Source organism: Acidobacteriota bacterium (assembly GCA_018001935.1).
In the GTDB taxonomy this organism is placed as follows: Bacteria; Acidobacteriota; JAAYUB01; order JAAYUB01; family JAAYUB01; genus JAGNHB01.
This window is the reverse complement of the sequence record JAGNHB010000074.1, coordinates 1-26,135: the sequence shown is the minus strand read 5'-3', so window position 1 is coordinate 26,135 and position 26,135 is coordinate 1. Positions and strand designations below refer to the sequence as shown.

The 26,135-nt window shown below is 70.3% G+C and carries 21 protein-coding genes; 10 read left to right on the top strand and 11 right to left on the bottom strand.

The genetic code is table 11. The features are described 5' to 3' along the window. From KA419_19035 to KA419_19025, 3 genes are all read right to left on the bottom strand, one after another. Positions 1 to 562, bottom strand: a 562-nt coding sequence (locus KA419_19035; protein ID MBP7868030.1) for a hypothetical protein, incomplete at its 3' end; no start/stop codon positions are given. Continuing rightward, positions 555 to 935 (bottom strand): DUF814 domain-containing protein, encoded by a 381-nt coding sequence (locus KA419_19030; GenBank protein MBP7868029.1) that lies wholly within the window; start codon positions 933 to 935, stop codon positions 555 to 557. The genes KA419_19030 and KA419_19035, both read right to left, overlap by 8 nt. After that, positions 932 to 1,732 carry a hypothetical protein gene (locus KA419_19025; GenBank protein ID MBP7868028.1) on the bottom strand — a complete coding sequence of 267 codons (801 nt, stop codon included), beginning with the start codon at positions 1,730 to 1,732 and terminating at the stop codon, positions 932 to 934. Before KA419_19025 ends, KA419_19030 begins: the two co-directional genes overlap by 4 nt. Before the next feature lie 276 nt (positions 1,733 to 2,008). Here KA419_19025 and KA419_19020 point away from each other — a divergent pair, with 276 nt between their 5' ends. Further along, positions 2,009 to 2,638 (top strand): hypothetical protein, encoded by a 630-nt coding sequence (locus KA419_19020; GenBank protein MBP7868027.1) that lies wholly within the window; start codon positions 2,009 to 2,011, stop codon positions 2,636 to 2,638. A gap of 2 nt (positions 2,639 to 2,640) precedes the next feature. Next, the gene (locus KA419_19015) at positions 2,641 to 2,790 is read left to right on the top strand and encodes a hypothetical protein (GenBank protein ID MBP7868026.1); all 150 of its coding nucleotides are present in this window, start codon (positions 2,641 to 2,643) and stop codon (positions 2,788 to 2,790) included. A 621-nt stretch (positions 2,791 to 3,411) separates the two neighbouring features. On the opposite strand, the gene KA419_19010 is transcribed toward KA419_19015, so the two are convergent. From KA419_19010 to KA419_18995, 4 genes are all read right to left on the bottom strand, one after another. Further along, a complete protein-coding gene (locus tag KA419_19010) occupies positions 3,412 to 4,254 on the bottom strand; it encodes a tetratricopeptide repeat protein (protein ID MBP7868025.1) in 843 nt (280 codons plus the stop codon). A 64-nt stretch (positions 4,255 to 4,318) separates the two neighbouring features. Next, complete coding sequence (locus KA419_19005; protein ID MBP7868024.1) at positions 4,319 to 5,548, bottom strand: hypothetical protein; 1,230 nt, start codon at positions 5,546 to 5,548, stop codon at positions 4,319 to 4,321. Then, on the bottom strand, positions 5,545 to 6,474 hold the full coding sequence (locus tag KA419_19000; protein ID MBP7868023.1) for a VOC family protein: 930 nt from the start codon (positions 6,472 to 6,474) through the stop codon (positions 5,545 to 5,547). Before KA419_19000 ends, KA419_19005 begins: the two co-directional genes overlap by 4 nt. Positions 6,475 to 6,502: 28 nt before the next feature. Next, positions 6,503 to 7,405, bottom strand: coding sequence for a hypothetical protein (locus tag KA419_18995; protein ID MBP7868022.1), 903 nt, complete (start codon positions 7,403 to 7,405; stop codon positions 6,503 to 6,505). A gap of 618 nt (positions 7,406 to 8,023) precedes the next feature. Between KA419_18995 and KA419_18990 the strand changes: the two genes are divergently transcribed. Further along, positions 8,024 to 8,296: a hypothetical protein gene (locus KA419_18990; GenBank protein MBP7868021.1), complete on the top strand. Its 273-nt coding sequence runs from the start codon at positions 8,024 to 8,026 to the stop codon at positions 8,294 to 8,296. 27 nt (positions 8,297 to 8,323) lie between these two features. Here KA419_18990 and KA419_18985 read toward each other — a convergent pair whose 3' ends face one another. From KA419_18985 to KA419_18975, 3 genes are all read right to left on the bottom strand, one after another. Then, positions 8,324 to 11,848, bottom strand: coding sequence for a DNRLRE domain-containing protein (locus tag KA419_18985; protein ID MBP7868020.1), 3,525 nt, complete (start codon positions 11,846 to 11,848; stop codon positions 8,324 to 8,326). Between the two features lie 623 nt (positions 11,849 to 12,471). Further along, positions 12,472 to 13,815 (bottom strand): nickel pincer cofactor biosynthesis protein LarC, encoded by a 1,344-nt coding sequence (larC, locus tag KA419_18980; GenBank protein MBP7868019.1) that lies wholly within the window; start codon positions 13,813 to 13,815, stop codon positions 12,472 to 12,474. Then, positions 13,812 to 14,549, bottom strand: a complete 738-nt coding sequence (locus KA419_18975) for an NAD-dependent deacylase (protein MBP7868018.1) — start codon at positions 14,547 to 14,549, stop codon at positions 13,812 to 13,814. Before KA419_18975 ends, larC begins: the two co-directional genes overlap by 4 nt. A 151-nt stretch (positions 14,550 to 14,700) precedes the next feature. Between KA419_18975 and KA419_18970 the strand changes: the two genes are divergently transcribed. The 3 genes from KA419_18970 (at position 14,701) to KA419_18960 (ending at position 17,240) form a co-directional block, all read left to right on the top strand. Next, positions 14,701 to 15,600 carry a peptidylprolyl isomerase gene (locus KA419_18970; protein ID MBP7868017.1) on the top strand — a complete coding sequence of 300 codons (900 nt, stop codon included), beginning with the start codon at positions 14,701 to 14,703 and terminating at the stop codon, positions 15,598 to 15,600. Then, on the top strand, positions 15,600 to 16,277 hold the full coding sequence (locus KA419_18965; GenBank protein MBP7868016.1) for a response regulator transcription factor: 678 nt from the start codon (positions 15,600 to 15,602) through the stop codon (positions 16,275 to 16,277). Before KA419_18970 ends, KA419_18965 begins: the two co-directional genes overlap by 1 nt. A gap of 72 nt (positions 16,278 to 16,349) precedes the next feature. Continuing rightward, complete coding sequence (locus KA419_18960; GenBank protein MBP7868015.1) at positions 16,350 to 17,240, top strand: winged helix-turn-helix domain-containing protein; 891 nt, start codon at positions 16,350 to 16,352, stop codon at positions 17,238 to 17,240. A gap of 231 nt (positions 17,241 to 17,471) precedes the next feature. Here KA419_18960 and KA419_18955 read toward each other — a convergent pair whose 3' ends face one another. After that, positions 17,472 to 18,443, bottom strand: coding sequence for a rhomboid family intramembrane serine protease (locus tag KA419_18955; GenBank protein ID MBP7868014.1), 972 nt, complete (start codon positions 18,441 to 18,443; stop codon positions 17,472 to 17,474). A gap of 319 nt (positions 18,444 to 18,762) precedes the next feature. On the opposite strand from KA419_18955, the gene ygfK reads away from it, so the two are divergent. The 4 genes from ygfK (at position 18,763) to KA419_18935 (ending at position 26,017) form a co-directional block, all read left to right on the top strand. Continuing rightward, complete coding sequence (gene ygfK / locus KA419_18950) at positions 18,763 to 21,903, top strand: putative selenate reductase subunit YgfK (protein MBP7868013.1); 3,141 nt, start codon at positions 18,763 to 18,765, stop codon at positions 21,901 to 21,903. Between the two features lie 729 nt (positions 21,904 to 22,632). After that, positions 22,633 to 23,955 (top strand): putative aminohydrolase SsnA, encoded by a 1,323-nt coding sequence (gene ssnA, locus KA419_18945; protein MBP7868012.1) that lies wholly within the window; start codon positions 22,633 to 22,635, stop codon positions 23,953 to 23,955. A 236-nt stretch (positions 23,956 to 24,191) separates the two neighbouring features. After that, positions 24,192 to 25,364 carry a class I SAM-dependent rRNA methyltransferase gene (locus KA419_18940; protein ID MBP7868011.1) on the top strand — a complete coding sequence of 391 codons (1,173 nt, stop codon included), beginning with the start codon at positions 24,192 to 24,194 and terminating at the stop codon, positions 25,362 to 25,364. Further along, positions 25,361 to 26,017: a protein-L-isoaspartate(D-aspartate) O-methyltransferase gene (locus KA419_18935; GenBank protein MBP7868010.1), complete on the top strand. Its 657-nt coding sequence runs from the start codon at positions 25,361 to 25,363 to the stop codon at positions 26,015 to 26,017. Before KA419_18940 ends, KA419_18935 begins: the two co-directional genes overlap by 4 nt. Positions 26,018 to 26,135 lie beyond the last annotated feature (118 nt).

Below are 26,135 nucleotides of genomic sequence, written 5' to 3'. Positions count from 1 at the left end.
GAGGGGGGTAGGGGGGGGGAGGATGACCGCTCCCTGACGGTCGCGGCTCTGAGAGGGGGGGGAATTGACCGCTCCCTGACGGTCGCGGTTCTGAGAGGGGGGGGAATTGACCGCTCCCTGACGGTCGCGGTTCTGTAGGTCGCGGCTCTGACAGGGCTTCGCCCCAGGAATGGGCGGCGGCGGCGGCCAGGGCGAAGAACACCTCCGCCTCGTGGCGGCCGCGGGGCTTGGGCAGCGACAGCCCCAGGAGCGGGCGGCGGCCCTCCCCCGCGTAACCGGCGGCGCGCACCCCCGCCAGGCGCATGGACAACGCGCTGCCGAGGCTGTTGGGAAACAGGACCCCGCGGCGGGCCCCCGAGGCGCGCAGGGCCCGGGCCGCCGCCAGGGCGCCCCGGGGGAGGGCTTCCACCCGCCAGGGGCAGCCCGCCAGCAGCTCCGGGGCCCAGCCCCGGCCGAAGCAGCGAAGCGCGAAACCGGCGTCGTGGAGGCGCCCCAGGGCGGGCAGGGCCATCACCACGTCCCCGACCCAGTTGGGGAGGCGGACCGCCAGAACTTCAGCCATCGTCGCCCTCCCCCGCGGGAAGTCCCGGGCGGACCTTCAGCTTTCGCTCGTTCCGGATGGACACCGTGCCCCGCTTGACGCCCGCGGGTTTGCGGACGTCCCGGGCCCGGCAGCAGGAGACGCCGACCACGCCCCCCTCCCGCATCTTCGAAAACCAGGCGGCCACGGCGGCCGCTTCCTGGAGGTCGTCCCTGCCGGGCTCGGGCCCGTCGGGCGGGCACCGGAGGATGACGTGGCTGCCGGGGAAGCCGTGCACGTGGAACCAGTGGTCCGCCGGGTGCGCCAGGCGGAAGGAGACGGCCTCGTTCCCCTCGTCGTCCAGGCCGGCGATGATCACGAAGCCCCCGCTGGAGTGGAATTCCCGGTATTTCACGAAGCCCCCGGCCCGGCCCCGTCCAGGGGGACGTTGACGATGACGCCGAAGCGGACGGGCGCCCCGGGCGGGACCGGCGCCGCGGGGTCGAGGCGTGTGCGGCCCATGGCGGGCCGGATCCCGCCTTCCTCCGCCAGCCAGCGCCCCAGCCTCACCATCCCCGCGTGCTCGGCCATGACCCGCATCCGCCGAAACACCGCCTCCGAGCCGAGGCGCACCACCAGGTCCAGGAGCCGGGCCTGGCGGAGCTTCGTCTTCCGTTCCCGGAAGAGGCGGGCGGTCTGCTCAATCGGCAGGATCTTGCCGGGGTGGGAGAGGGCGTCCACCAGGATCCGCTCGGGGCCGGCCAGGGCGATCTCCCGCCCCCCGTCCCGGTGGGTTTCGAGGCCGGCGGTGAACGCGGCGAGCCCCAGGCGCAGCCGCCGGATGGCGAAACCGTCCCAGGCGAGGTCCGGCCCCGGCCGGTCCGGGACCACCACGTCCACCCGGGGCGGGTCCTCGAGGAGGAGCCGGTGGCGGGCCAGGGCGTAGGCGCCGGTGAAATAGCCGCCCGGGCAGGACGCGGCGGCCCGGTGCATCACCAGGGGAAGCGTGGCCGGCCGCCCGTCGAGGCGGACGTAAAACCCGCGCCCGGCCTGCCGGAGGCGCCCGGCCTGCTTCCACTCCCGGCAGAGGTGGCAGGCCACGTTGAGGGTGAGACCGAAGCGCTCGCGGACTTCGCCCGGGGTGAAGCCCGGGGGGAGCTGGTCCAGCCACCCCTGCCGCTGCCGGCTGCCGGTGTCCCTGAGGGTTTTCATGGTGATCGACGTCCTTTGGGGAACGCGTCCCCGGGATTTCCCCCGGAACCGTTCCGCCGTCGATGGCGCCCGGTCACGGCCCGGGGCCTTCCGGGGGCATTCTAGCAAGGGGGGGGGCGCGGGGCAAGGGGATTGCCGGGAATGTCCCGCTTGTTTTCCGGGCGCGGGAGGGGTATCCTCGTTTCGGCCTGCGAAGGAGGGCGCCATGAGGCGAGCTGCAAGGGCCGGGGGCGGGGCGGTGGCCGGACGTCCCTCTTCGGCCAGAGGGGGGCGGGCGTGATCGTCGCCGTCGTGCAGAGCCGGCCCGTCTTCGGGCGGAAGGCGCGCAACGTCGACCGCTTGTTCGAGTTGATCGACGGCTGCCCCGCGGAGCTTTACGTCCTTCCGGAGCTGTGTGCCACGGGCTACCGGTTCCGGGACGCCGCCGAGGCCGCCGGGCTCGCCGACCCCGCGGACGGCGGCCTGGTGAGACGCTTCGTCGGGAAGGCCCGGGAGCGCAATGCCGCCATCGTCTTCGGTTTCGCGGAGCGAAGCCCCCGCGGCGTCTTCAACGCCGCGCTCCTGGTCACCCCCGACGGGCCCGCGGGGCTCTACCGCAAGACCCACCTCTTCAGCCGGGAGCGGGAACTCTTCCTGCCGGGGGACACCGGCTTCAACGTGTTCCCGTTCCGGGGTGTGGGGATCGGGCTGGCCGTCTGTTTCGACTGGCTCTTCCCCGAGGCCTTCCGCACGCTCGCCCTCAAGGGCGCGGACCTCGTCGCGCACCCGTCCAACCTGGTGCTCCCCTACTGCCAGCGGGCGGATTTCGCCCGGGCGGTGGAGAACCGGGTCTGGTCGTCACCGCCAACCGGGTGGGGGTGGAGCGGCGGGGCGGGGAGCGGCTCCGGTTCACCGGCGGGAGCGTGATCGTGTCGCCGGCCGGGGAGTACCGGGCGCGGGCTTCGGCCGCCAGAGAACAGGCGCTCGCCGTCGAAATCGACCCCGCCCTCTCCCGGGACAAGCGCATCACCCCCTTCAACCACGTCCTCGACGACCGTCGGCCGGAGCACTACGGGTAGGAGGTTATAAAGATCTCCCCCGCGCGCCGCCGGCCGGTGAACGGGCCCCGCGGCACGATTTCCCCCCGGCGGCGCGCGGGGGTGTCGGGTTCGACCGACGTCAGTGACCAGGGATACGGAGGAAAATCGCCATGATTATCAATGGGTTGAGGCCGCGGGAGAAGGCGCGGCCGACGGGGTCGGAGACGGAGCGGTCTGCTTTGCCTAACAGGAGCGTCGTGTCACGGTAGTCGGCGTTTTCCGGCGCCACCTCCGGGGCGCAAGGGTCTTCAAACGGCCCGCAACCGGCGGGAGTACCCCCTGCCGGGGGAACACCCGCCGGCTAAGATCTTTTATCCCTTCGGGATAGGGAGTGGCTTCGGGCGAAAGCCCTCTGACACGGATTGAAGCCCTGCACAAGCAGACCACTGAACGGCGCTCCGGCGGCCTGCGCGCCTTCGTTTTGGGGGTTGGATCAAAGCGGCGCTCCGGCGGCCTTCGCGCCGCACTCCGCAAGGGAGGGCACCCCTCCGGCGGCCTTCGCGCCGCACTCCGCAAGGGAGGGCACCCTTCCGGCGGCCTTCGCGCCGCACTCCGCAAGGGAGGGCACCCCTCCGGCAGCCTTCGCGCCGCACTCCGCGGTCACGGTTTCGGTTTTTCCCCCGGCTTGGGGGCCGGGGCGCCGAAGGTCGAGGAGGAGATGGGGCGGTCCTTCTCCTCGAGGATGGCCACCACCTTTTCGCGGACCTCGTCGTAGGACGGTTCGGGGACGTAGAAGCCGTAGGTGGCGTGCCCGTTGGGGAAGTACCCGTCCAGGTGGAAGAGGCGGACCCCCTCCCCGTACTTCTTCTTTGCCGCCTCGCCCTCTTCCGACTTCGTCCAGAAGGCGTTGGTGGAGTCGTAGGACCCGAGGGAGATGCGGAACTCGAACGCGTCTTTCCCCCGCACGATCATGAAGACGTAGCGCAGGGCGCGGTCTCCCTTCAGTTCGAAGTGCTCGAAGCCGAAGACCCGGTAATCCCCGACGCTGAACTGGTCCCGGCAGAAGTACTCCTTCTGGTTCAGGTCGGCGTTGCGGCCGGAGGCCCGGAGCGCCAGCAACCCCTCCCGCTCCCGGTCCCGCCGGTCTTTCATCCCCCGGGCCTGCCAGGCCTGGACCAGCTTGGCGCGGACCTGCCAGTCGTCGGGTTCCAGCGACCTGCACCGCTCCCACAGTTCGGCCGCCCGCTCGGGCTTGCCGGCGAGGAACGCGGCGAGACCGCCGTTGAAGAGGCTCAAAACGTGTTCGGGGGCGAGGGTGAGGGCCTTTTCGTAGGCCTCGAGCGCCCGGGCGTACTCCTTTTTCTCCATCAGGGCATTGCCCGCCTTGAAGTGCAGGCTCACCAGCCCGGCGGTTCCCTCCTCGGGCGGCGTGGAGGGGTGGGCCCCCGCTGCCGCCAGCACCGCCCAGAGCGCGGCCACGGTGATCCGTCGAATGGGTTTCATGGGTTCCTCCTTTTCGGCTGCCGGGGTGCCGGGCCCGCCTGGGCCGCCCCCGGTCGGGGAGCTTTCACCGTAGCTTAGACCCCGCCGACCCTGCCGCGGTTCCCCCGCCGGAGAACGGCGGCCCCTCCGCGGGGTCCGGCGCCGGCGACGGGGGCCCGGGGGGGGCCTCGGTGACGTCCTTCACGTTGATGTGCACCTTCCGGCCTATCCTCGCCGGGACCCCGTTGACCATGAAGGGCGACTCCGTGCCCGGCAGCAGGGCGCCGCGGGCATCGTAGAGGGCGTCCACCTCCACGGCGAGGGTGGCCGTCGGGGCGGTCCGCCGGGTTTCCCCGTCCACGACCGCCTCGTACAGGCTGAAGTCGACGACGGTCCCGGTGAGCCTCCCCCCCTTTTCGTGAACGTATTGCACCCGCTGCCCCACCCGTTTGAGCGCCCCGGCCTTCACCGCCTCCCACGCCTCCTGCCGCGCGGCCGCTTCCGCGCGCGCCTCCCCGGGGTCGCGCGACCCCAGGCCGGAGAGCACCCACCCCGTCGGCAGCAGCACCGCCGCCAGGAGGGCCAGGGTCGCCAGGGCCATTTTCCACTCGGGGCAGTAGACCGTCCGGGGGTCGTCGGACCGGCGCGACCCGGGGTCCGGCAGGCGGGTCGGGCGGCAGCCGGGGACGGCCGCCAGGGCCCTCAGGAGCGCGGCGAGGTCCGCGGCCCGGAGCCGGCAGTACCCCGAACGCGGGTTCACCGGCCAGGCGTCGAGGACCGGCAGGCCGTCGAGGGAGAAAGCCTCACCAGGCTGGAAATCCGTGCTTTCCCCGATCAGGTTGAGCCACCGGCCGTCCTGGACGAGACGGAGCTGGAGGACCTGCACCCGGAAGGCCCGGCCGTGGAGGCGCCCGGTCTCGCGCAGGCTCCCGGGGACCGAGGACCGCAGGGCGGAGTGCCGGACGAGGGTGCTCAGGTACCGCGCCTCCAGGTCGAAGGGGCGGGAGAGGTCGAGGCGGCGCCGGCGCCCGACGCGGAGCATCCCGCCGGTGAGGCGGGCGTCGCCGAAGAAGCCGGCGCGCGCGAGCCCCCGCGTGACCGCCTTCGAGACCTTGAAGCCCACGAGCAGAACGGCGCCCAGGGTGAGGACCAGGATCACGGGGAACCCGAGGCCTCCCCCGCCCCCGACCAGCAGGCCCAGGGCGGCGCCGAACCCGACGGCGGCCGTGAGGAAGACCAGGGCGACCCCGATCATCCGCTCGGTGAGGAGCGAGGGGCGCAGCGTCCACGCCAGCGGGGGCGGTGCGCTGCTCATGGTTTCACCTTCTCGAAGAGTTGAAGGACGTTGCCTTCGTTGTCCTCCACCAGGAAAAAACGGGTGCCGGTGGGCTTGTCGGCGGTGATGGGAATCTTGAACGCAACCCCGGCCCCGCTGAACCGCCGGGCCCACGCGTCCAGGTCCCGGACGAGGAAACCGAGCTTGAGGTAGCCCCGGACCATCGTCTCCGGTTTCGCGGCCTTTTGCTTTTCCTTCACCGACACGGTGCCGCGCTTGGCGATCAGTTCCAGGGTGAACCCGTCCCGGTCCAGGAACGCGACGCGGACGCCCGCCTCGGCCGCCTCGACCCGGCGTTCCACCCTGAACCCCAGGTGGCGGGCGTACCACGCCGCGGCGGCGTCCAGGTCCGCCACGATGAGGGCGAATACCCCGGCCTCCAGCCGGTCCCCGAGCCGGCGGGCCCGGCGGTCGGGCGGCTGGAACAGCTGGAGGAGGTTGCCGTCGGGGTCCTTGAAGAGGTTGAAGGTGTCCCCGAAGGTGGGGTCCCTCGAGGGGTTCACGAGGAACACCGCGCCCTTCTGCCGGAGGATTTCGCTGAGGGTGCGGATGTCGGCCGTGCGGAAGGAGAGTTTCACGATCCCCTGGCGGAGGTCTGGGTCCGCGGCCCGGGGGTCGAGGTCTTCGGCGCGGACGAAGGACGGGCCGCCGATCACCTCGAGGTTGAAGCAGTCCCGCTCCAGCAGGAGCACCTTCACCTTGGCCTCGGGGAACTCCATGGCGTGGAAGCGCTTGAACCCCAGGGCCGACTGGTACCAGCCGGCGGTGCGCTCGGCGTCGTCGGTCACGATGGCCGCCCAGAAGGGGGTCAACGGGTCACGGGGGGCCGGGGAGGCGCCGCGGGCCGAGCCGGCGGCGAGGGCGGCCAGCATCACGAGCCAGGGCAGGGAAGGGGAACGGGTCATGTCGAGCCTCCTTTGGCGCGGCGGGACGTCAGGGGGAAGGGGGGGCCGCCCCGCCGGGGTCGGGGAAGATCACGTCGAAAAACGTGCTCTCGCTCAGGCGGTTGAGGGTCTTGAAGAGGAAGATGCGCGCCTTGACGCGGATGGTGAGGGCCTCCGCGAACCAGGCCCCCCCCGGGTAGGGCTTCCGCCGGTAGGAGCCCTGCAGGAGGCTGACCCGGGCGGCCAGCCCGAACCCGATGGAGATGGGGGAGATGTTGGCCACGTCGATGCGGAGAAGCTCCAGGGTGTCCTCGGCGACCCAGGCCCACCCGGCCATCTTCTCGAGGATCCGCAGGGCGATCCTGCCGTCCTTGAACATCCCGGGCAGAGGGTCCACCCGGATCTTCAGCGCCGGGCGCCCCTCCAGGACTTCCCTGCCCGCGATTTTCAGCGCGTAACGCTCCAGGAGCGGCGTCAGGTAGATGGTCTCGATCCGCTCCCGGCCGGAGGGCTTTGCGGCGTCCTCGTCGAGTTCCCGGCGCTGCCGCTCCTCCTGCTTCGCCAGTTCCTCGGCCGGGAGCCGCCGCCCGTTCGCCATCTCCTGGATGTAGACCTGGTGGCCGCGGTGCCGGACGATGCGGTAGATCTCCTCCGTCCGGCGTCCGCTTTCCCCGGACCCCTCGAAGTCGGTGGACACCCGGTGCTCCCGGTAGGAAAGGGGAAGGGACTGCCGCTCCGACTCGCGAATGCGTTCCTTGACCCCCCGGAGGATCTCCTGCTCCCGCTCGGGGGAGAAAAGGGCCGTGTCGGGCGACGGCGGCGGCGCCGGGGTCTCCCCGGCGGGCAGGGGGCGAACGGCGGCGAGGAGGAGGGCCGCCGCCAGCAGCGGCACCCCCACCGTCCGGGTCACCCCGGCCAAGTCCCGGCGGATTCTCTGAAGCGTGCGTCTCATCAGGGACCACGGAATACCCGAAATACGCGAAAAAGATACCACGATTCGCCCGTGGCGGGACCCCGAAAGTTGCCGGCGGGTCGAGTTTCTCAACAGGGACCCCGAAATACACGGAAGACACGGACGAAGAATTCGCGTTCAGAATTCAGGAAGGTGGAGGCAGGAGGAAGAGACAAGCGTCAGGAGACAGGATGTGGTGCCAGGTCCGTCGGCCGGAATCGGGGACGGCGACGCGGGCGCTCCGGACGAGCGGACCGTTGCACGTTCGCGGCCGGCGCCCGCGTCTGGCCCCCGGCTGGGACGCCCCCTCCCCTTCGGGGAGGGCAGGGCCCTCGAGGCGCCAACCCCGGTTGAGTTCCGAGAACGTCCAACCCCGGTTGGGCTCCGCGAACGTCCGCACCCGATTTGATTTGTGCTTCCCCTCCCCGATTCCCCGAAGGGGAAAGGCGTTCCAGCCCGGGGCAAGCCGCGGACGCCGGGGAACCCAGGCCGAGGCGCGAAACGGTGACGGGCGTCCGCGGCGCCGCCCCGGGGACAGGACGTCGCCTCGCGGGGGCGAACCCGCCCCGAAGGCGGCGGGAGGAACGCGTCGCTTTCCTGTGCGTTTGAGCCCTGATCGTGCCCGAAGAACCCCCCGCCCTGGCCCGCGGCATCTTCGGGTGCGGCGGTGGCGGCGATACCGACGGCGGCGGCGATGGCGATGGCGACGGCGATTGCGATGGCGATGGCGATGGCGATGGTGATTGCTATGGCGATTGCGATGGCGATTGCGACGGCGATTGCGATGCCGATACCGATTCCGATACCGATTCCGATACCGATTCCGATACCGATACCGATTCCGATACCGATACCGACCCCGAAGGGGATCCCTCCGGACCTTCAGCCTAACAGCCTTCAGCCTAAAAGCCTAACAGCCTACCCCGCGACCTGCCGCGTGAGCAGGGACAGGTCCACCGCGTCCACCCGCCCGTCGCCGTTCAGGTCGGCGTTGGCGTAGCCCGGGACGCGGGCGGCGATCAGGTCCCCGGCGAGCAGCGCGCGCAGGAGGACCAGGTCCACCGCGTTTACGGACCCGTCCAGGTTCAGGTCCCCGGGCTGGCTTCGCAGGTCGATGAGGACGTCGAGCACCCCCTGGCCGGACACGGGCGTCGACCCGCCCGGGACCAGCCCGATCACGGTCTGCGTGCCGTCCGCCCCCACGTTCACGGTGTAGCCCGTGCCGGGAGCCAGGTCGAAGACGAGGAGGCGGGCGGTTTCCGTGGTCAGGGCGAGGGTGAAGTCCTGGGTCCCCGACGGGGCCGACCCGTCGGCTGCCGTGGAGAAGAGGGCGACGACGTTTTCCGCCGGGTCGGCCAGGTGGACGCCGGCCAGCCCCTGGGAGACCACCAGGGCCGCGGCCGGCATGGCGGCCGCCGAGGACTCCGCGGGGTGCAGGACGGTGAGGAAGTTGTGGTGAAGGCCCGTGCCGGCGGGCTCCACCTCCAGCCGCCACTCGCCGTACGGGGTGTCCTCGAAGTCGTTGACGGGGCGGGGTTGGGGCTCCGCGGCGCTCCAGTGCCAGTCGTAGTTGGCGCCGAAGACCCAGAAGGCCTTGACGCCCCGGCCGCCCACCGTGCGGAGGTTCCGCTGGGTCGGCAGGAGGGTGCGCAGGAAGAGCTTGCCGCCGCCGGTTTCGGTGACGGCGGAATCCCCCCCGGCGTAGAGCGTTTCGCCCGGCGAGACGACGGAGGGTGTCCCGTTGACCGCGGGCTCGCTCAGGACGTGGAAGAGGAGCTTGGTGTTGGCCCCCGAGAAGGCGGGCTGGGTGACCCCCACCCGGTCGAAGAGGACGAGGTAGTCCCGGGTCAGGCCGAAGCCCCCGGGCGGCCGCACGTAGAGGAACTCCCGGTGGAAGCGGCTCAGCTTGGGCGTGTTGGTGGTGTACGGGGTGTCCAGGGCCTGGTAGTAGGCCGGGTTGTTGTAGGCCTTCGTGGCGTCGCCGAGGGCGTAGGTGTAGCGGGGGTCGTCCTGGAAGCGGAGGATGTCGCCCGTGTCGTAGTGGACGGCGTGGGTGTCGAAGTACTCCGCGGAGGTGGGGTAGCGGCTGGCGGGGAGCATGGTGCGCTGCCCGCCGTCGTTGGACTCGGCGTCGGGCCGGGCGTCGTCGAAGCGTTCGGCGGGGTTGTAGACGCACAGCGTGTTGTGGGCGATGGTGCGGACGTAGTAGTTCTGGTCGTGGAACGAGAGGCCGTCCCCGCTGTAGACCCCGCTGTCCACCGCCAGGTCGGCGTGCTTGAAGAGGGTGAAGCTGTTCTGGTCGTAGTGCTGGTGGTAGGTGAAGTGGTCGCCGCACTGGAACTGGACGTGGGTGGCGGAGCGGTCGGTGTCCGCCGCCCCCGAGGGCCAGCCGGACCGGCAGATGAGGGTCCCCGTGCCGCCGGCGAGGAGTGAAAGGCGGCTCGGGGGCTCGGCGGCCTGGTCGGGGTTGAACCACAGGAACTCCTCGTGGGCGACGAAACCCATGGGCCGGTCGGCGGGCGGGGACGCCAGGACCGCCTGGAGCTGCCGGGCGTCCGCCTCGCCGGGGAAGCGCTCGATGAGCAGGAGCCCCATGGTGCGCCCGTAGTTGGCCATGCTGACCCGGTTGCGCTCCGAGTCGCCGATGGAGGGGTAGTCGCGGGCGAAGTTCCCCCACTGCTCGATGGTGCCGGGCCGGCTCTGCATCAGGAGCCACCCCAGCCGGTTGCGGAACCACGGGGTGGCGAGGAAGAGATTTTCCCCCGTGGCGCTCCGCCACGCCTCCACCGCCTGGCAGTGGGGCCGGCGGGCGATCCAGTCGTAGACGGTCCCTTCCGGCCAGGCGCCGCCGTCGGCGATGATGTCCAGCAGGGGGAGGTCCACGTTCTCGAAGCGGTTGGTGCGGAACTCCGTGAGCCACTCCCCGGCCCGGGGGTTCTCGCCGTAGGTGGCGAGGCCGACCAGGGCGAAGTCCCAGGTGAACCGGGGCCAGTAGTTGCCCCAGCCGGGGATGTCGTTGCCCGCCCCGGTGGCCTGCTGGGTTTCGGCCCAGGCGTTCAGCCGGTCGATCCACGCCGTCTTCTGCCCGGCGGACAGCCGGGCGTGGCACCAGTCGTAGACGAGGGCGATCTCGCCGTGCTTCATGCTCCAGGTGGCGGGGTTGTCCAGGCTCGCCTGGGCGGCGGCCACGGCCTGGTCGCCGTAGGACGTCTGCCCCGTCACGGCGAAGACCAGGGCCTTCGCCAGCATGGCCCCGCTGGCGTCGTCTGCCTCGTCGACGAGGTCGTCCCACCGCGGGTTCCCGGCGATGGCGCGGGACTGGAGGGCGGCCAGCTTCGCAGTGGTGAGGAAGATCCGGGGGTGGCCCCCCGGGATCCGGAGGAGGCGGTAGGTGACCGTGTCGGTGGCCGACTCCCCCAGGTTGTTGGTGACGGTCAGCTGGAAGGACCAGACGCCCGCGGCGTCGGGGGTGAAGCTCACCGTCTCCTGGGGGCCGGTGTAGACCGTCCCGCTCAGCGCCGAGCCGTGGGCGGCCCGGAGGATCTGCCAGCGGTAGACCAGGGTCTGGTCGTCGCCGCCCGGGCGGTCGTGGCTGCCGGAGGCGTCCAGCAGGACGGCGTTTCCGTTCCACTGGAGGTTGGTGACGTCGGCGCCCGCGTCGGCGTAGGGGACGTCGGGGTTGTACACCACCACCAGCGTGGGGCGCAGATTCGGGTCGCCGGTGAACTGGCTCGAGCGGAAGGTCCGCCAGTCGACGTGGTCGTCGGCGTAGCCCGTGGCGTCACGGAGGACCAGGCCGTGGTTCGGGGCTTCCCCCCGCACCCACTGCCGCACCAGTTCCGTCACGTCCCACGCGTACCAGCCGGCGTTCACCACGTCGGCGAAGGATTCCCAGGCGCCGGCGTAGTCGGTCCCCCCGGCCATGCCCACTGCCGCCCAGGGGACGTCGGTCCCCTCGCCGGTGAACCAGTCCGCGGCGTACTCCCCCGTGGCGCCGTGCTTGCCGGAGGCATCGACGGGGGAGTTCACCTGGTTCCCCTCGTCCCAGGCCCTGAGCACCCGGTACAGGCGGACGCGCCGGGCGAAGTCCTGGGTGCCGCTGTAACTCGACGGCTGGGTGTTGTATAGCGAAAGCTCGGCCGAGACCACGGCGCTGTTGGCCGGGATCGACGCGAGGTCGAAGCGGAGCAGGGGGTTGTCGCCCGCGTCGCGGGAGAGCGTCAGGTCCCCGTTCAGGCCGTAGTTGACGGTGCGCTGGGGGGGCGTGTCCCAGTCGAGGCGGCTGACAAAGGTGTCGTTGACGCCGGCGTAACCGTCCAGCCCCTGCCGAAAGGTCCGGGTCAGCTCCGCGGCGCCGCACGGGGCCGCGAGCACCCCCAGGACGGCCAGGGCCGCGAAAGTCCTGAACAGCCCCGCCGACGCGCCTGATCTACACTTGACCATTTTTCCCTCCTCTTCCAGTTCCAAGCCCAAAAATCCGGACCGCAAAGAACGCAGGGAACCCAAAGAATGCCGAGCCTGCAACACATTGAAACAAGACATCCCCGCAAAAAGGCCGGACCCATCAAACCGCCAAGAACGCAAAGATACGCAAAGGAGATCCGAGCTCTTGAATTTCAATTTGTTTAAAGGCCTGTCATCCTTGATGCCCTCGTAAAAAATCGGAAAACGAGCGGGAAAGTGTCTGTAAGGCCTTTGTTTGAGCCATCACCCAGAGGGTGATGGTACTTTTTGCGACCGCGTCATTCTTGACGACCCCGTAAAAAGTCCTATTTTGCCCGCGAATCACGCGAATGAACGCGAATCTGAAATCAATAATCAATAGATATTATTCGTGTTATAAATTCGCGTATATTCGTGTTATTCGCGGGAAATCCCCCTTTCGCGACTTTTTGCGGGCTCATCATTCTTGACGCCCTCGAAGGCCTTTTCGCTCACAGAGGCACGGAGGCACGGAGAAATTCAAATCGTATTGCTTGGCATCAAAAATCCTTATGATTCTTCTCCGTGCCTCTGTGCCTCCGTGAGATCACAATCCGGACTTTTTCCGCGCGGGAGCACCCTGATCAGCCCGGCCCGGTGCCCGTGTCGCCCGGCAGCCCGGCCGCCTGCCGGGCGGCGGCCTCGGCCAGGTGGTAGATCTCCATGAGCGGCTTGCCCGACCGCTCCGAGGCGGCGCGGCAGGACTCGTACTCGGGGCTGAAGCGGACGGGCCGGCCGTAGCGCTTGCCGATCTTGACGGACACCCGGCCGGCGGGCGTGTCCACGTCCAGGCTCTCCCGTTCCAGTTCGGCGCGGCCGACCCGGTGGCACCGGATGCCGAAGGTGCTGGTGGCGCGGAAGAGTTCCTCCGTGAGGCGCGCGGTGCTCTCGGGCCGGCAAAGGACCGTCAGGAGCGAGCCGGGGCGGAACTTCTTCATGTACACCGGCGAGAGGAAGACGTCCAGGGCCCCCTCGGCGGGGAGCCGGCCCGCCAGGTCGCCGATGAGTTCGGGGGTCATGTCGTCGAGGTTGCACTCCAGGACGTCCACCTCCCCGTCGAAAGGGGAGGAGAGGGCGGTTTCCTCGTGCTCCATGAGGAGGAGCCGCAGGACGTTGCCGCCCCCGGGGAGTTCCCGGGACCCCGCGCCGTAGCCGATCCCGGTGATCCGGCCGGGGACCATCCGTCCGGGGTCGCGGACGAGGGCCTTGAGGACCGCGGCCCCCGTCGGGGTGACCATCTCGGCGCGGAAGGGGCCGGTGTAGACGGGGAAGCCCTTCAGCAGTTCGGCGGTGGCGGGGGCGGGGACCGGCAGGGTGCCGTGGGCGCTCTCCACCGTCCCGGAGCCGACGTCGGCGGCGGTGCAGGTGAAGGCGTCGGGGCCGAGGTGGTCAAGGGCGACGGCGATCCCCACGATGTCGATGATGGAGTCCACCGCCCCCACCTCGTGGAACTTCACCGTTTCCGGCGGGACGCCGTGGACTTTCCCCTCCGCCTCCGCCAGGAGATGGAAGATCTCCAGGGCCAGCTTCGCCTCCGCGGCCGGGAGGTGCGAGGTCTCCAGCATGCGGTGGATGGAGGCGTAACTCCGGTGGTGGCCGGCGTGTCCGTGGTCGTGACCGGCCGTGCCCGGCGACGGCGGGTGGGGGGCGCCCGAGGCCCCGGCGGGGGGGTGGGCGTGGGGCGGGTGAACGTGGGGAGGGGCGCCCGCCAGCAGCGCCCGCAGGTCCGGTTTCTCCGGGAGGGCCTCGAAGCGCAGGGCCCGCATCCCCCCGCGCTGGACGGGGAAGCACCGGACGTCGTTGCCCTCGGGCACCAGGGAGGCCACCGCCCGGGTGATCTTCTCGAGGGGGGCGCCCAGGTCCACGAGGGCGGCGAGGATCATGTCCCCGCTGCAGCCGAAGGTCAGGTCGAAGTGCAGGATCTTCATGAGGTCTCCAGTTCCTTCTCGATCCGGGGGAGGCTTTCCCCCGCGGGCCCCTCCAGCCGGGCATCCGCCTGGAAGCTCAGGGGGGTGGGCGTGACGTTGAGTTCGAGCACCCAGGCGCCGGAGGCGTGGGCCACCAGGGGCAGGGACGCGGCCGGCTGGACGATCCCCGAGGTGCCGGCCACCACCACCACCTCCGCCTGCCGGACGGCGTTCACGGCGGCCATCCAGGTGTCCTCGGGGAGGGCCTCCCCGAACCAGACCACGCCGGGGCGGAGGAGGGCGCCGCAAGGGCAGCGCGGGGGAAGCGGCCGCAGGGGGACCTCGAGGTTCCGGGTGGACCGGCTGCAGGCGGGGCACCGGAGTTCCCAGATGTCGCCGTGCAGTTCCAGGACACGGGTGTTCCCCGCGCGGCGGTGAAGGCCGTCCACGTTCTGGGTGACGAGGGTGAAGGACGCGAAGCGGCGTTCCCACCGGGCGAGGACCGCGTGGCCCGGGTTGGGCTCGCAGCCGGCGATCAGGGTGCGGCGCCAGTCGTACCACTCCCAGACCAGGAGGGGGTCCCGCCGGAAAGCCTCCGGGGTCGCCAGGTCCTCGGGGCGGTGCTGACGCCACAAGCCCCCGTCGCCCCGGAAGGTGGGGACCCCGCTCTCCGCGGAGATGCCGGCGCCGGTCAGGACGACGAGGCGGCGGCACGTCCGCAGACGCTGGCACGTTTGCACGAAAGGGTCTTCCATTTGTCCGTCGGTCCCCACAATTTTCTTCGCTGGCACAGCCGGTTCTGTTATAGTATAGCCTTTCGGCGAAAGCAAGCCGAAAGGGTCTTCGCGGTTTTCACCGCGCTCCGGCTCCCGGGGCCCGACATCGCCTGAATCAACGTGAGGCGCCATGCGACAACAAGCGACCCCCCGCCGTTTGGGGCGGAGCGGGGCGGCCGGCCCGGCCGCCGTCCTCCTCCTCGTGCTCGCCCTGGCCGGCTGCCAGGAGCGCCGACCGGCCGGCGACACCGGCCCCGTGGCCTTCCAGGTCGGCGACCGGCGCGTCGGCGCGGCGGAGATCGACGCCTTCGTGCGGATGAACGTCCCCGCCGCGGACCTGCGGCTGATGAAAGACCCCCAGGCCCGGAAGAAGGTCGTCGAAACGCTGGAGCAGATGTTCCTCCTGGGCCAGCGGGCCCGCCGGGCCGGCCTCGCCGAGACCGACGAGTTCCGCCGGCTCCTGCGCCTCTCGGAAGAGCAGATCCTCACCCGGCTCTACCTTCGGCGGGAGATCGAGCAGAACACCCGGGTGACCGAGGCCGAGGCCCAGGCCTACTACCGGGCGCACCCCGGGGAGTTCACCGTGGACCGGGCGAGGGTCGCCCACATCCTGGTGACGGACCCGGCCCGGGCCCAGGTCATCGCCGGGCTCCTCAAGGCGGACCCGGGGGCGTTCCCCCGCCTCGCGGCGGAGCACTCCCAGGACGCACGGTCCCGGGCCGCGGGCGGGGACCTGGGCTGGATCGCCCGGGGGCAGACCCTGCCCGAGTTCGACCAGGCGGTGTTCCGGACCCCCGTGGGGGGGATCGCCGGCCCGGTCCGGACCCGCTACGGTTTCCACCTCCTCCGCGTGGCGGAACGCCAGTCGGGCGCGCGGCCCTTCGACGAGGTGAAGAGCGGGATCGAGGAGCGGCTCCTGGACCGGAAGCGGGCCGAGACGCTGGAGCGGATCCTGGAGGCGGCCCGCCGGGAGACCCCGGTGAAGGAGTTCCCCGCGGTCATCGAGAAGGACGTCGCCAAGGGGTTTTGATGGACAGGGTGCTGGTGGTCGAGGACGAGCGGGAGATGCTCCGGGGGTTGCGTGACCTCCTGGAGTCCGAGGGGTACGAGGTCCTGACGGCCGACGGCGGGCGCGCGGCGCTGGAGCGCTTCGCCGAAGAGCGCCCCGACCTGGTGATCCTGGACCTGATGCTGCCGGACCTGGACGGCCTCGAGGTCTGCCGGAGGATCCGGTCGGCCGACCCCCGGACACCGGTCCTGATGCTCACGGCGCGCACCCTGGAGCACGACACCGTGGTGGGCTTCGAGGCCGGGGCCGACGACTACGTGGCCAAGCCCTTCTCCGTCTCCGTCCTGCTGGCCCGCGCCCGCGCGCTGCTCCGGCGGCGGGGGGGCGGCGCGGCGGGAGACCTCCTCCGGATCGGCCCCTGGGCCCTGGACACGGGGCGGTTCACCCTCACCCGGGAGGGGTGCGAGACCCCGCTGACGTTTTACGAGGTGGAGGTCCTCAAGCTCCTCCACGCCCATGCAAACCAGGCCCTCAGCCGGGACTGGATCTTCCGCCGGGTCTGGGACCTGGAGTGCGACGCCGGCAACCGGACCGTGGACAACTTCGTCGTCAAGCTCCGAAAGAAGCTGGAAGACGACGTGAAGCGTCCCCGGTACCTCATCACGGTGTACGGGAAGGGGTACAAGCTGGTCCCGTGACCGTCCGGGCGAAAGTCCGCGCGCCCGCCCGCCGGCGGGTCGACGACAACACCATTCAGGAAGTGAATAGGGATGAATTACCTGGAAGCCGCAACCAAGATCATCGAGGAATCGGGCAAACCGCTCACCTGCCGGGAGATCGTGGACATCGCCCTGGAACGCAAGCTCATCGAGCCCCAGGGCAGCGACCCCGCCACCGTGCTCAACTCCCTGATCATGCAGGACCTCAAGCTCAAGGGGCTCCGCTCGGAGTTCTCGCGGATCGGGACGGGGGTCACCCTCCGCCGCCTGATCTACAAGAACGCCATCGACCCCGAGCCGGCCCGGGAACGGGACCCCCAGCCCCCGTGGGACCCCCAGCGGGAACCCCCGAGGGAAACCACGCGGGAACGGGAACCGCGGCGGGAGCGCGACCGGGAGCGCCCCAAGGCCGGCGGCCGGCGGGCGCGGAGCACCGAGAAAGAGTGGAAGAACGCCAAGCCCGGCCGCAAGCCCGTCGCGAACGAGCGGCGCGCCAAGCCCGACGCCGCCCCCCGGCCCGTGCGCCCCGTCGTCGAGGACGAGTTGTGGGGGGCCGTCAAGCAGCTCGGGATGGCCTCCGGCTACCGGGCCTTCCCCATCGGCCTGAGCGGCGGGACCGCCCGCGCCATGGGCTGGTACGACGACCGCAACCCGGAGATCGCCCTGGTCCTCTGCGACGAGGGCGAGGGGGCCGATCTCGAGGCGGCCCTAGAGGAACTGGTGAAGCGCAACTTCCACAAGGTGGTCCTGGTGGCGGGGAAGGGGTCCCCGGCCGCCCTGGAGGAGAAGGTCTCGGGTTCCCCCTGGCTGGGGAAGCTCTCCATCGTCGCCGGCGACCTCCTCCTGGAACGGGCCAACAGCGGGGTCCTTTTCCTGGAGTTCTTCCGCCAGCTCCGGGACTGCCGCCCCCTGGGCGAGCACCGGGAGATCCGGATCGGGTGACGGGGCCGGGCTGCAGGCGCCTGCGCGGTTACAGCCCACCGGCCGGCCGGGGAAACCGGACAGGGGACCACGAAATACACGGAATACACGAAAGAAGAAGACTGAAGTGCCTGTAAAGTGAAATCGCCGGCAAACTGCGCAACGATTTCGGGGGCACACGGCATCCCTGAACCCTTCGCGAGCTTTGAGACGTTGCGAGGCCAGGACCCGGACAGGCCCTCGCCAAGGCGCCTACCCCGTCACCCGCACCCGCACGGGGAAACCCTCCGAGGCGTACTCCGGGGGGAGGGTGCGGCCGTGAAGGCGGATCTCCTCGCCGTCCCGGACCCCGGCCGGGGTGGCCACCCAGAAGGCGCGGCGCCCCTGTCCCACGGGAAGGATGACCCACTTCCGCGCCCCGAGGTCGGCCTCGCGCCGCGTCAGCCACAGGACGGCCTCCCCGGCGCCGTCTCCGGGCCCGGGCGGCGGGGTCCCCAGGGGCTGGAGCCTCGGGGGGGCCTGCCGCACGGTCCGCCGGTCCAGGCGCCGGTCCAGGCCGACCCGGGGCAGGACGTCCAGCAGCTTGCCGAAGAGCAGCCCCGCACCGAACCCGCCCACGTGGGCCCACCAGGCGGTCCCCCCCGCCTCGGCGGAGGTGAACAGCCCCGAGACCAGCTGGATTCCCAGCCAGTAGACCAGGAAGAAGGGGGCGGGGACCTCGAAGACGGGGAAGAGGAGGAAGATGGGGACGACGGTCAACACCCTCGCGGCGGGGAAGAAGATCAGGTAGGCCCCCATGACGCCCGACACCGCCCCGCTGGCGCCGAGGGTGGGGATGGGCGAACCCCAGCTGGTGAAGAGGTGGACGGCCCCGGCGGAGAACCCGCAGAGCAGGTAGAAGGCCAGGTAGCGGAGGTGGCCGAGGCGCTCCTCCACGTTGTCGCCGAAAATGTAGAGAAACCAAAGGTTCCCGAGGAGGTGGAACCACCCGCCGTGGAGGAACATGGAGGAGAGGAAGGGGAAGGCCTGCTCCCAGAGGGTGAAGTGGGCGGCGACGGACGGGTCTGCGTAGCGCAGGGGCACGATCCCGTACAGGACGAAGATCTCGTTCAGGCGGTGGGTGTTGGCGAGCTGCCAGAGGAAGACCAGGACGTTGGCGGCGATCAGGGCGGTGTTGACCACGGGGAAGGTCCGGGACCGGATGGTGTCGCGCAACGGGATCACGGGAACTCCTGGGCCGGGGTGTCGGCTCCTCACCCAATTGCCCCAATCCGGCGCGGATGTCAAGCGGATTCGAAGTGACCGCCGGTGAAGCCCGCCGACCGGGTCCCGGCCGCGGCCCGGGCACTTCGGGTTGGGGTTGTGCCGGAGGGCGCCCTGTGATAGAATCCGGTTTTCGCCGCGAACGAAACCTGTTGGGTTCGAAAACAGTCGGAAAACGAACGGGAAAGTGCCTGTAAATCGTTTGTTTGAGCCATCGCCCGGAGGGCGATGGTACTTTTTGCGGGGATGTCAAACCCGATCCACCCCGAGAGGAGCAGCCATGGGCGACAAGATGCACCCCCTTCCCTTTGAAACGCTTTTGAACTGGGTCCGCACCGAGTACGAGCGGGCGGCCTCCATTTTCGGCATCCCGGAGACCCGCTTCTACCGCAAGCAGGGCTACCCGTCCCTCGACCTCTTCGGCCGTCCCTGCGCCATGCCCCTGGGGCCTGCCGCCGGCCCGCACACCCAGCTGGCCCCCAACCTGCTGGCCGCCTTCCTCGCCGGCGGGCGTTTCATGGAACTCAAGACCGTCCAGATCATGGACACCCTCGAGATCCCCAAGCCCTGCATCGACGCGGAGGGGGAGGGCTACAACACCGAGTGGTCCACGGAGTTGACGGTGGAGCAGGCCCTGGAAGAGTACCTCAAGGCCTGGGTCATGACCCACCTGCTCCAGAAAGTGCTCTTCCAGCAGGAAATGAAACCGGGCTTCGTCTTCAACATGAGCGTGGGGTACACCCTCGAGGGAATCATGTCCCCCAAGATTGACGCCTTCATCGAGGGCCTCAAGGACGCCTCCCGCCACCCGGTGTTCCGGTCCTGCGTGGACCGGGTCGTCACCGGGGCCAACCAGGGCGAGTTCGACCGGATGCTGGAGCGCAACGGCCTCAACCGCGGCGCCCTGGAGGGGATCGAGGCGGTCCCGCCCGCCGTCTGCGGCTCGGTGGCCCTGTCCACCATGCACGGGTGCCCGCCGGCCGACATCGAGGCCATCTGCCGCTACCTCCTGTCCGAGAAAAAGCTCGACGCCTACGTGAAGCTCAACCCCACGCTGCTCGGGCACGACTTCGTCCTGAAGACCCTTCGCGACCGCGGTTACCGTCACATCGGGCTCCGGGAGCACTCCTTCACCCACGACCTCCAGTACCCCGACGCCGTCGCCATGCTCCGGCGGCTCGTCGCGTTCGCCGCGGACCAGGGCCGCCGCTTCGGGATCAAGCTCTCCAACACCCTGGCGGTGGTGAACGCCAAGGGGGCCCTCCCGGGTGACGAGATGTACATGTCCGGGCGCGCCCTCCACCCCCTGACCCTCACCCTGGCCGCGCGCCTGGCCGCGGAGTTCGACGGCCGGCTGCCCATCTCCTACTCGGGCGGGGCGGACGCCTTCAACCTCGCCGACCTCTTTGCCTGCGGGGTCCGGCCGGTCACGGTTGCCACCGACCTGCTCAAACCCGGCGGTTACCTCCGGATGGCTCAGATGGCGGAGCGTCTCGACGCCGCCCCCGAAGAAGTGTGGCAGAGGGACCGCATCGACGTGGCCCGGCTCGAGGACCTGGCCCGCCAGGCCGTCCGGCCTTCCCGGGAAGGGGAACGGGTGTCGGCCCGGGCCGGGATGAAGAAGCGGGACCCCCTGCCCCTCTTCGACTGTGCCATGGCCCCCTGCGTCACCAACTGCCCCATCCGCCAGGACGTCCCCGAGTACGCCCGGCTGCTGTCCCGGGGGCTTTTCGCCGAGGCGCTGGAACTGGTCGCCTCCCGGAACCCCCTCCCCCACATCACCGGGACCCTCTGTGACCACCAGTGCATGGCCGCGTGCACCCGGAACGACTACGAGGCGCCGGTCCGGATTCGCGACCTCAAGCTCGCGGCCGCGGTGAACGGCGGCCCGTCGGTGCAGAAGGCCCCCGTCCCCCCGCAGAAGGACGTCCGCGTCGCCGTGGTGGGCGCCGGCCCCTCCGGCCTGGCCGCGGCCTGTTTCCTCGCCCGGGGCGGTCTGCGGGTCACCGTCTTCGACCGCCGGGCGGAGGCCGGCGGCACGGTGCGCCACGTCATCCCCCGGTTCCGGATCGCCCCGGAAGCCATCGCCAAGGACATCGAACACGTCCGCCGCTTCGGCGTGGACTTCGCCCAGGAGACGCCCGAGAACCTCACGGTGGAAAGCCTGCGGGCCCGGGGCTTCACCTACGTCTACCTCGCCATCGGCGCCGGGACGTCGAACCCCTTGCCGCTGGACGGCGACCCGGCGAAGGTCCACGACGCCGTGGAGTTCCTCCTGGCATTCAACCGGGATGCGTCCGCGGTCGCCCTCGGCAGGTCCGTCGTCGTGGTGGGCGGCGGAAACTCCGCCATGGACGGCGCCCGGGCCGCCCTCCGGGTCCCCGGGGTGGAACGGGTGACCATCGTCTACCGCCGGACCGAGGCCCAGATGCCCGCCGACCGGGAGGAGTTCGACAACGCCCTTGCCGACGGCGTGGTCTTCCGCGAGCTGCTCGTGCCCGTCAGCCTCTCGGCGGACGGGCAGCTGAAGTGCCAGGCGATGGCCCTGGGCGAGCCGGGCCGCGACGGGAGGCCCGTCCCCGTGCCGGTCCCCGGCCGCTTCGAGACCCTCCCGGCGGACACGGTCATCGCCGCCATCGGCGAGAAGGTGGACACCGACTTTCTCCGACACTGCGGCCTCGAGCTGGACGAGCGGGGCTGGGTGAAGGCGGACCCGGCGACCCTGGAAACCACCGTCCCCGGCGTCTTCATCGGCGGCGACGCCTGGCGCGGGCCGTCCACCGTGGTGGAGTCCATCGCCGACGGCCGGACCGCGGCGGAGGTGATCCTGGGCCGGGAGGGGTGCGCCCTTTCCCCCTTCCCGAAAACCGTCCCCGAGGACTCCGCGCTGAGCATCACCTGCCGGCGGGGACGGCTGCAGGACGCGGCGCCCGGGGCCCTTGCCGACACCGCCGCGGTCCGGGCCGAGGCCGAGCGCTGCCTGCAGTGCGCCACCGTCTGCGACAAGTGCGTGGAGGTCTGCCCCAACCGGGCCAACGTCGCCCTCGACGTCTCGGGGGACGGGGAGCACTTCGCCAACGCCCACCAGATCCTTCACCTGGACGACTTCTGCAACGAGTGCGGCAACTGTGCCACCTTCTGCCCCTGGGACGGCAAGCCTTATCTCGGCAAGTTCACCGTGTTCGGCTCCCTCGACGAGTTCAAGGCCAGCCGGAACAAGGGTTTCATCGTCGTGGGGGAGCCCGGCGCCCAGGTGGCGTGGATCCGCCTGAACGGCGAAGTCTTCGAGCGGCCCCTGGACATCGGGGCGGAATCGGTGCACCACGAGACCCCGGCGCCCGAACCGGCCATGCGCATGGCCCTGTCCCTGGTCCGGAAAATCCGCGCGGAGTTCCCGCATCTGTTGTTTCATAGGCTGTAGGGGATTAGGCTGTAGGCTGTAGGTCCGGAGGAATTGTCGTCGGTATCGGTATCGGTATCGGTATCGCAATCGCAATCGGTATCGCAATCGGTATCGCAATCGGTATCGCGATCGGCATCGCAATCGCAGTCGCAACCGCGATCGCAACCGATGGGACTCGGCACAATCCCCCGTGAAACAGGATCTTTGAAAAATGAGCTGGACTGACGACCGTTGCCAGTGGCGCAAGCTTCAGCTTGCGCGCACCAACCGGGAAGCCGCAAGGCGTATCGCGGCGTTTCCCCATGTTCGCGTAACCTTGCCGCGATCGGGGCCCGGCGCTTTCCCCCCGCCCCTCCGGGGCGGGGTCGTCCAGGAAACGCGGCGGCGTTTCCCCGGGGCGGACGGAGCGCCGCGAGATGGGCAGGTGGTTCATCCTGTCCGTTCCTTGGCTTGATTTTCGTGGATTTCGTGTATTTCGTGGTTCATGATTGTCCGGGGTTCGAGGTTGGGCGCCATGCACCCGTGCAGGGAGGAACGTCCGGTGAGCGTGCGGTCGGGAAGGAGAGCGGCAGAGTCGGCGGCATCGATTGCGGCAACGATTGCTATACCGAAACCGATTGCGATTGCGATTCCGATTGCGATTCCGATACCGATACCGACCCCGACGACATTTCCTCCGGACCTTACAGCCTACAGCCTACAGCCTACAGCCTATAGCCTACAGCCTAATACCATCGGGAGGCCAACATGCTGATCCTCAAGAACGCCACGATCCTTCAGTTCCACCCGGCCGAAGTCCGGCCGGGGGTCGACATCGCCGTCGAGGGGTGCCGGATCCGGGAGGTCGGGCCCGGGATCGCCGCGAAGTACCCCGAGGGCCGGATCATGGACCTGTCCGGGATGTTCGTCAGCCCGGGCATCGTCTGCTCTCACAACCACTTCTACTCGGCCCTGGCGCGGGGGATCCTGGCGGACATCCCCCCTGCCGACAACTTCGTCCACCAGCTCCAGAACCTGTGGTGGCGTCTCGACCGGGCCCTGGACGAGGAGTCGGTCTGGTACAGCGGCCTCGTCGGCGCTCTCGAAGCCGTCAAGGCCGGGGTCACCGCCGTGGTGGACCACCACGCGTCGCCCGCCTTCATCACGGGCTCCCTTTCCACGCTCAAGCGCGCCTTCGCCGAGACCGGCCTGCGGGGGGTCCTCTCCTACGAGGTCACCGACCGCAACGGCGAAGCGGGCATGGAAGAGGGGGTGCGGGAGAACGCGGACTTCCTCCGCTCCCTCGCCGCCGACCGTGAGACCCCCCAGACCCACCTCGTGGAGGGCGCGGTGGGCGGCCACGCCCCCTTCACCCTCAACGACCGCGCCCTGGGGCTGATGGCGGAGGTGGTGGCCGAGTCCGGCCGCGGCGTCCACGTGCACGTGGCGGAGGACGCCTACGACCCGGCCTTCTCACGCCACGTGAGCCAGTCCAGCCCCCTCGCCCGGCTTCGCGACGCCCGGCTGCTCAACGACAAGGCCCTCGTCGTCCACGGGGTCTTCCTGTCGGACGAAGACCTGGAGATCCTGGGCGAGTACGACGGGTTCCTGCTCCACAACGCCCGGTCCAACATGAACAACCACGTGGGCTACCGGCGGGGCTTGGGGGACATCCGCAACGTCGCCCTGGGGACCGACGGGATCGGGTCCGACATGTACGCCGAGACCCAGGCCGCCTTCTTCAAGAACCGCGACGCCGGGGCCGGGTTGTGGCCCGGGGACTTCCTCCGCTTCCTCCAGAACGGCAACGTGATCCTGGAGCGCTACTTCGGGTGCCGTTTCGGCTGCGTGGCCCCGGGCTTCGCCGCGGACCTCACCGTCACCGACTACGCGCCGCCCACCCCGCTGTCCGCCGACAACGTGGCGGGGCACTTCGCCTTCGGGATGAGCGCCCGGGACGTGCACACCGTCATCGTCAACGGCCGCGTGGTCTACGAGAACCGCCGGTTCCCGAAGGACGTGTCCGCCGTCTACGCCCAGGCCGCCGAGGTGGCCGGCCGGATGTGGAAGCGGATGAACGGGATCTGGTAAGGCTGTCAGGCTGAAGGTAGATAGGCTGAAGGTAGATAGGCTGAAGGTAGATAGGCTGAAGGTAGATAGGCTGAAGGTAGATAGGCTGAAGGTAGACAGGCTGAAGGTAGATAGGTTGAAGACCGGAGGGATTGGGTAGAAAGGGTTCAGGACACTCAAACGGCATGGGTTTTTCCGGACCTTCAGCCTAACAGCCTTCAGCCTATCAACCTCTCTCCAGGCCATCGAGGGCAGACATGAGAGTCCTCCGCATGCTTCACGACTACCACCGGCGCATCCGGCGGGGCCACCGCTGGGCCTGGCGCAACGACTTCGAGCCGGGGACGTTCGACGGCCTCCCGGCCGGCTCCGTCGTCCGACTGGAGAGCCGCGAGGGGGAGTTCCTCGGCCTCGGGTTCGCCAACGGCGCCTCCCACGTGGCCGTCCGCGTGATGACCGAGCGCGACGAACCCGTGGACGGGGCCCTCATCCGCGAACGCGTCCGGCAGGCCGTGGCGTGGCGGCAGGTCGTGCGGCGGGGCGACGAGACCTTCCGGGCGGTCTACGGCGAGTCCGACGGCCTGCCGGGGCTGGCGGCGGACCGCTACGGGCCCGTGCTCGTCCTCTCCCAGAGCGTGGCGGGGATGGAGCCCTGGACCGACGCCCTGGCCGCCGCCCTGGACGAGGCGCTCCACCCCGAGACCATCCTGCTGAAGAACACCAACCGCCTGCGGGTCCTGGAGGGCCTCCCCCTGGAAAAGCGCCTGCTCAAGGGCGCGTGGGACGGCCCCGTGGAGGCCGTCTACGACGGGGCCCGCGTCCTCGTCGACTGCCTGGGCGGACGGAAGACGGGCCTGTTTCTCGACCACCGGGAGAACCGGCGGCTCCTGGCCGGCCTCGTCCGGGGCGGCGAGACCGTGCTGGACCTCTTCAGCCACTGCGGTCTCTGGGCCTTCGGCGCCCTGGCCCGCGGGGCCGCCCGCGCCGTCTGCGTCGATGCCGACGCCGCCGCGGTGGAACTCGGCGCCGCCTCCGCCCGCCTCAACGGGTGGGCGGACCGGGCGGCCTTCGTCCAGGCGGACACGCTGGCCTTCCTCGAGGGGGAGACCCGGGCCTTCGACATCGTGGTGCTCGACCCCCCGGCCTTCGTCAAGAAGAAACGCTTCCTCCGGGACGGCCTCGAACTCTACGCCCTGGCCAACGCCGCCGCGCTCCGGCGGGTCGCCCCCGGCGGGCTCTTCGTCACCTCCTCCTGCTCCTCCTTCGTCGACGGCGACGCCCTCGCCCGAGCCGTGGACGAGGCCGCGGCCGACCAGGGCCTCCGCCTGCAGCTCGTCGCCACGGGCACCCAGGCCCTCGACCACCCCGTGCTCGCCCCCATGCCCGAGACCCGCTACCTGAAGTGCCTTTTCTACCGGAGGGTGAGATGACGCCGGAGGACCGTTACGCCCTGGCCCGGCACCGGATGGTGGAGCGGCAGATCCGCGCCCGCGGCGTGCGGGACGAGCGGGTCCTGGAGGCCATGGAATCGGTCCCCCGGGAGTGCTTCGTGCCCCCCGGGACGGAGGGGGAGGCCTACGCGGACCACCCCCTCCCCATCGGCCTCGGCCAGACCATCTCCCAGCCCTACATCGTGGCCTACATGACCGAGGAAGCCCGGATCCGCCCCGCGGACCGCGTTCTGGAAATCGGGACGGGGTCCGGGTACCAGGCCGCCGTCCTCTCCCGGGTGGCCGCGGAGGTCTTCACCGTGGAATGCCTGCCGGACCACGCCCGCGCGGCGGCGTCCCTGCTCGCGCGCCTGGGCTGCGCCAACGTCTCCTGCCGGGAGGGGGACGGCCGCCAGGGGTGGCCGGAGCGGGCGCCCTTCGACGCCATCCTCGTCACGGCGGCGGCGGAAGGCCCCCCCCCGGCCCTGGTGGAGCAACTCGCCCCCGGCGGCCGGATGATCATCCCGCTCGGGGGGTGCTATGGGGCCCAGTATCTCTGCCGGCTCCGCCGGACCGACGCCGGCGCCGTGATCCGGGAACCCCTCATCGGCGTCCGCTTCGTCCCGCTGGTCACCCCGGGAGAGAGGCTGTAGTCCCTACGAAGTAAGATCTTTGGCAAAATGAGCAAGATTTGAGATCATCGGTGGGCTCCCACCGCTTTCAGAGCGGGGAAACCCGATGCGGGGACGGAGGAGGGAATCCCGGCAGTGT

Bases quoted from the DNA above. Each gene is read 5' to 3' on its own strand.
- KA419_19025 (MBP7868028.1), bottom strand. From the start codon at position 1,732: ATGAAAACCCTCAGGGACACCGGCAGCCGGCAGCGGCAGGGGTGGCTG.
- KA419_19010 (MBP7868025.1), bottom strand. From the start codon at position 4,254: ATGAAACCCATTCGACGGATCACCGTGGCCGCGCTCTGGGCGGTGCTG.
- KA419_19005 (MBP7868024.1), bottom strand. From the start codon at position 5,548: ATGAGCAGCGCACCGCCCCCGCTGGCGTGGACGCTGCGCCCCTCGCTC.
- KA419_19000 (MBP7868023.1), bottom strand. From the start codon at position 6,474: ATGACCCGTTCCCCTTCCCTGCCCTGGCTCGTGATGCTGGCCGCCCTC.
- KA419_18995 (MBP7868022.1), bottom strand. From the start codon at position 7,405: ATGAGACGCACGCTTCAGAGAATCCGCCGGGACTTGGCCGGGGTGACC.
- KA419_18985 (MBP7868020.1), bottom strand. From the start codon at position 11,848: ATGGTCAAGTGTAGATCAGGCGCGTCGGCGGGGCTGTTCAGGACTTTC.
- larC (MBP7868019.1), bottom strand. From the start codon at position 13,815: ATGAAGATCCTGCACTTCGACCTGACCTTCGGCTGCAGCGGGGACATG.
- KA419_18975 (MBP7868018.1), bottom strand. From the start codon at position 14,549: ATGGAAGACCCTTTCGTGCAAACGTGCCAGCGTCTGCGGACGTGCCGC.
- KA419_18970 (MBP7868017.1), top strand. From the start codon at position 14,701: ATGCGACAACAAGCGACCCCCCGCCGTTTGGGGCGGAGCGGGGCGGCC.
- KA419_18965 (MBP7868016.1), top strand. From the start codon at position 15,600: ATGGACAGGGTGCTGGTGGTCGAGGACGAGCGGGAGATGCTCCGGGGG.
- KA419_18960 (MBP7868015.1), top strand. From the start codon at position 16,350: ATGAATTACCTGGAAGCCGCAACCAAGATCATCGAGGAATCGGGCAAA.
- ygfK (MBP7868013.1), top strand. From the start codon at position 18,763: ATGGGCGACAAGATGCACCCCCTTCCCTTTGAAACGCTTTTGAACTGG.
- ssnA (MBP7868012.1), top strand. From the start codon at position 22,633: ATGCTGATCCTCAAGAACGCCACGATCCTTCAGTTCCACCCGGCCGAA.
- KA419_18940 (MBP7868011.1), top strand. From the start codon at position 24,192: ATGAGAGTCCTCCGCATGCTTCACGACTACCACCGGCGCATCCGGCGG.
- KA419_18935 (MBP7868010.1), top strand. From the start codon at position 25,361: ATGACGCCGGAGGACCGTTACGCCCTGGCCCGGCACCGGATGGTGGAG.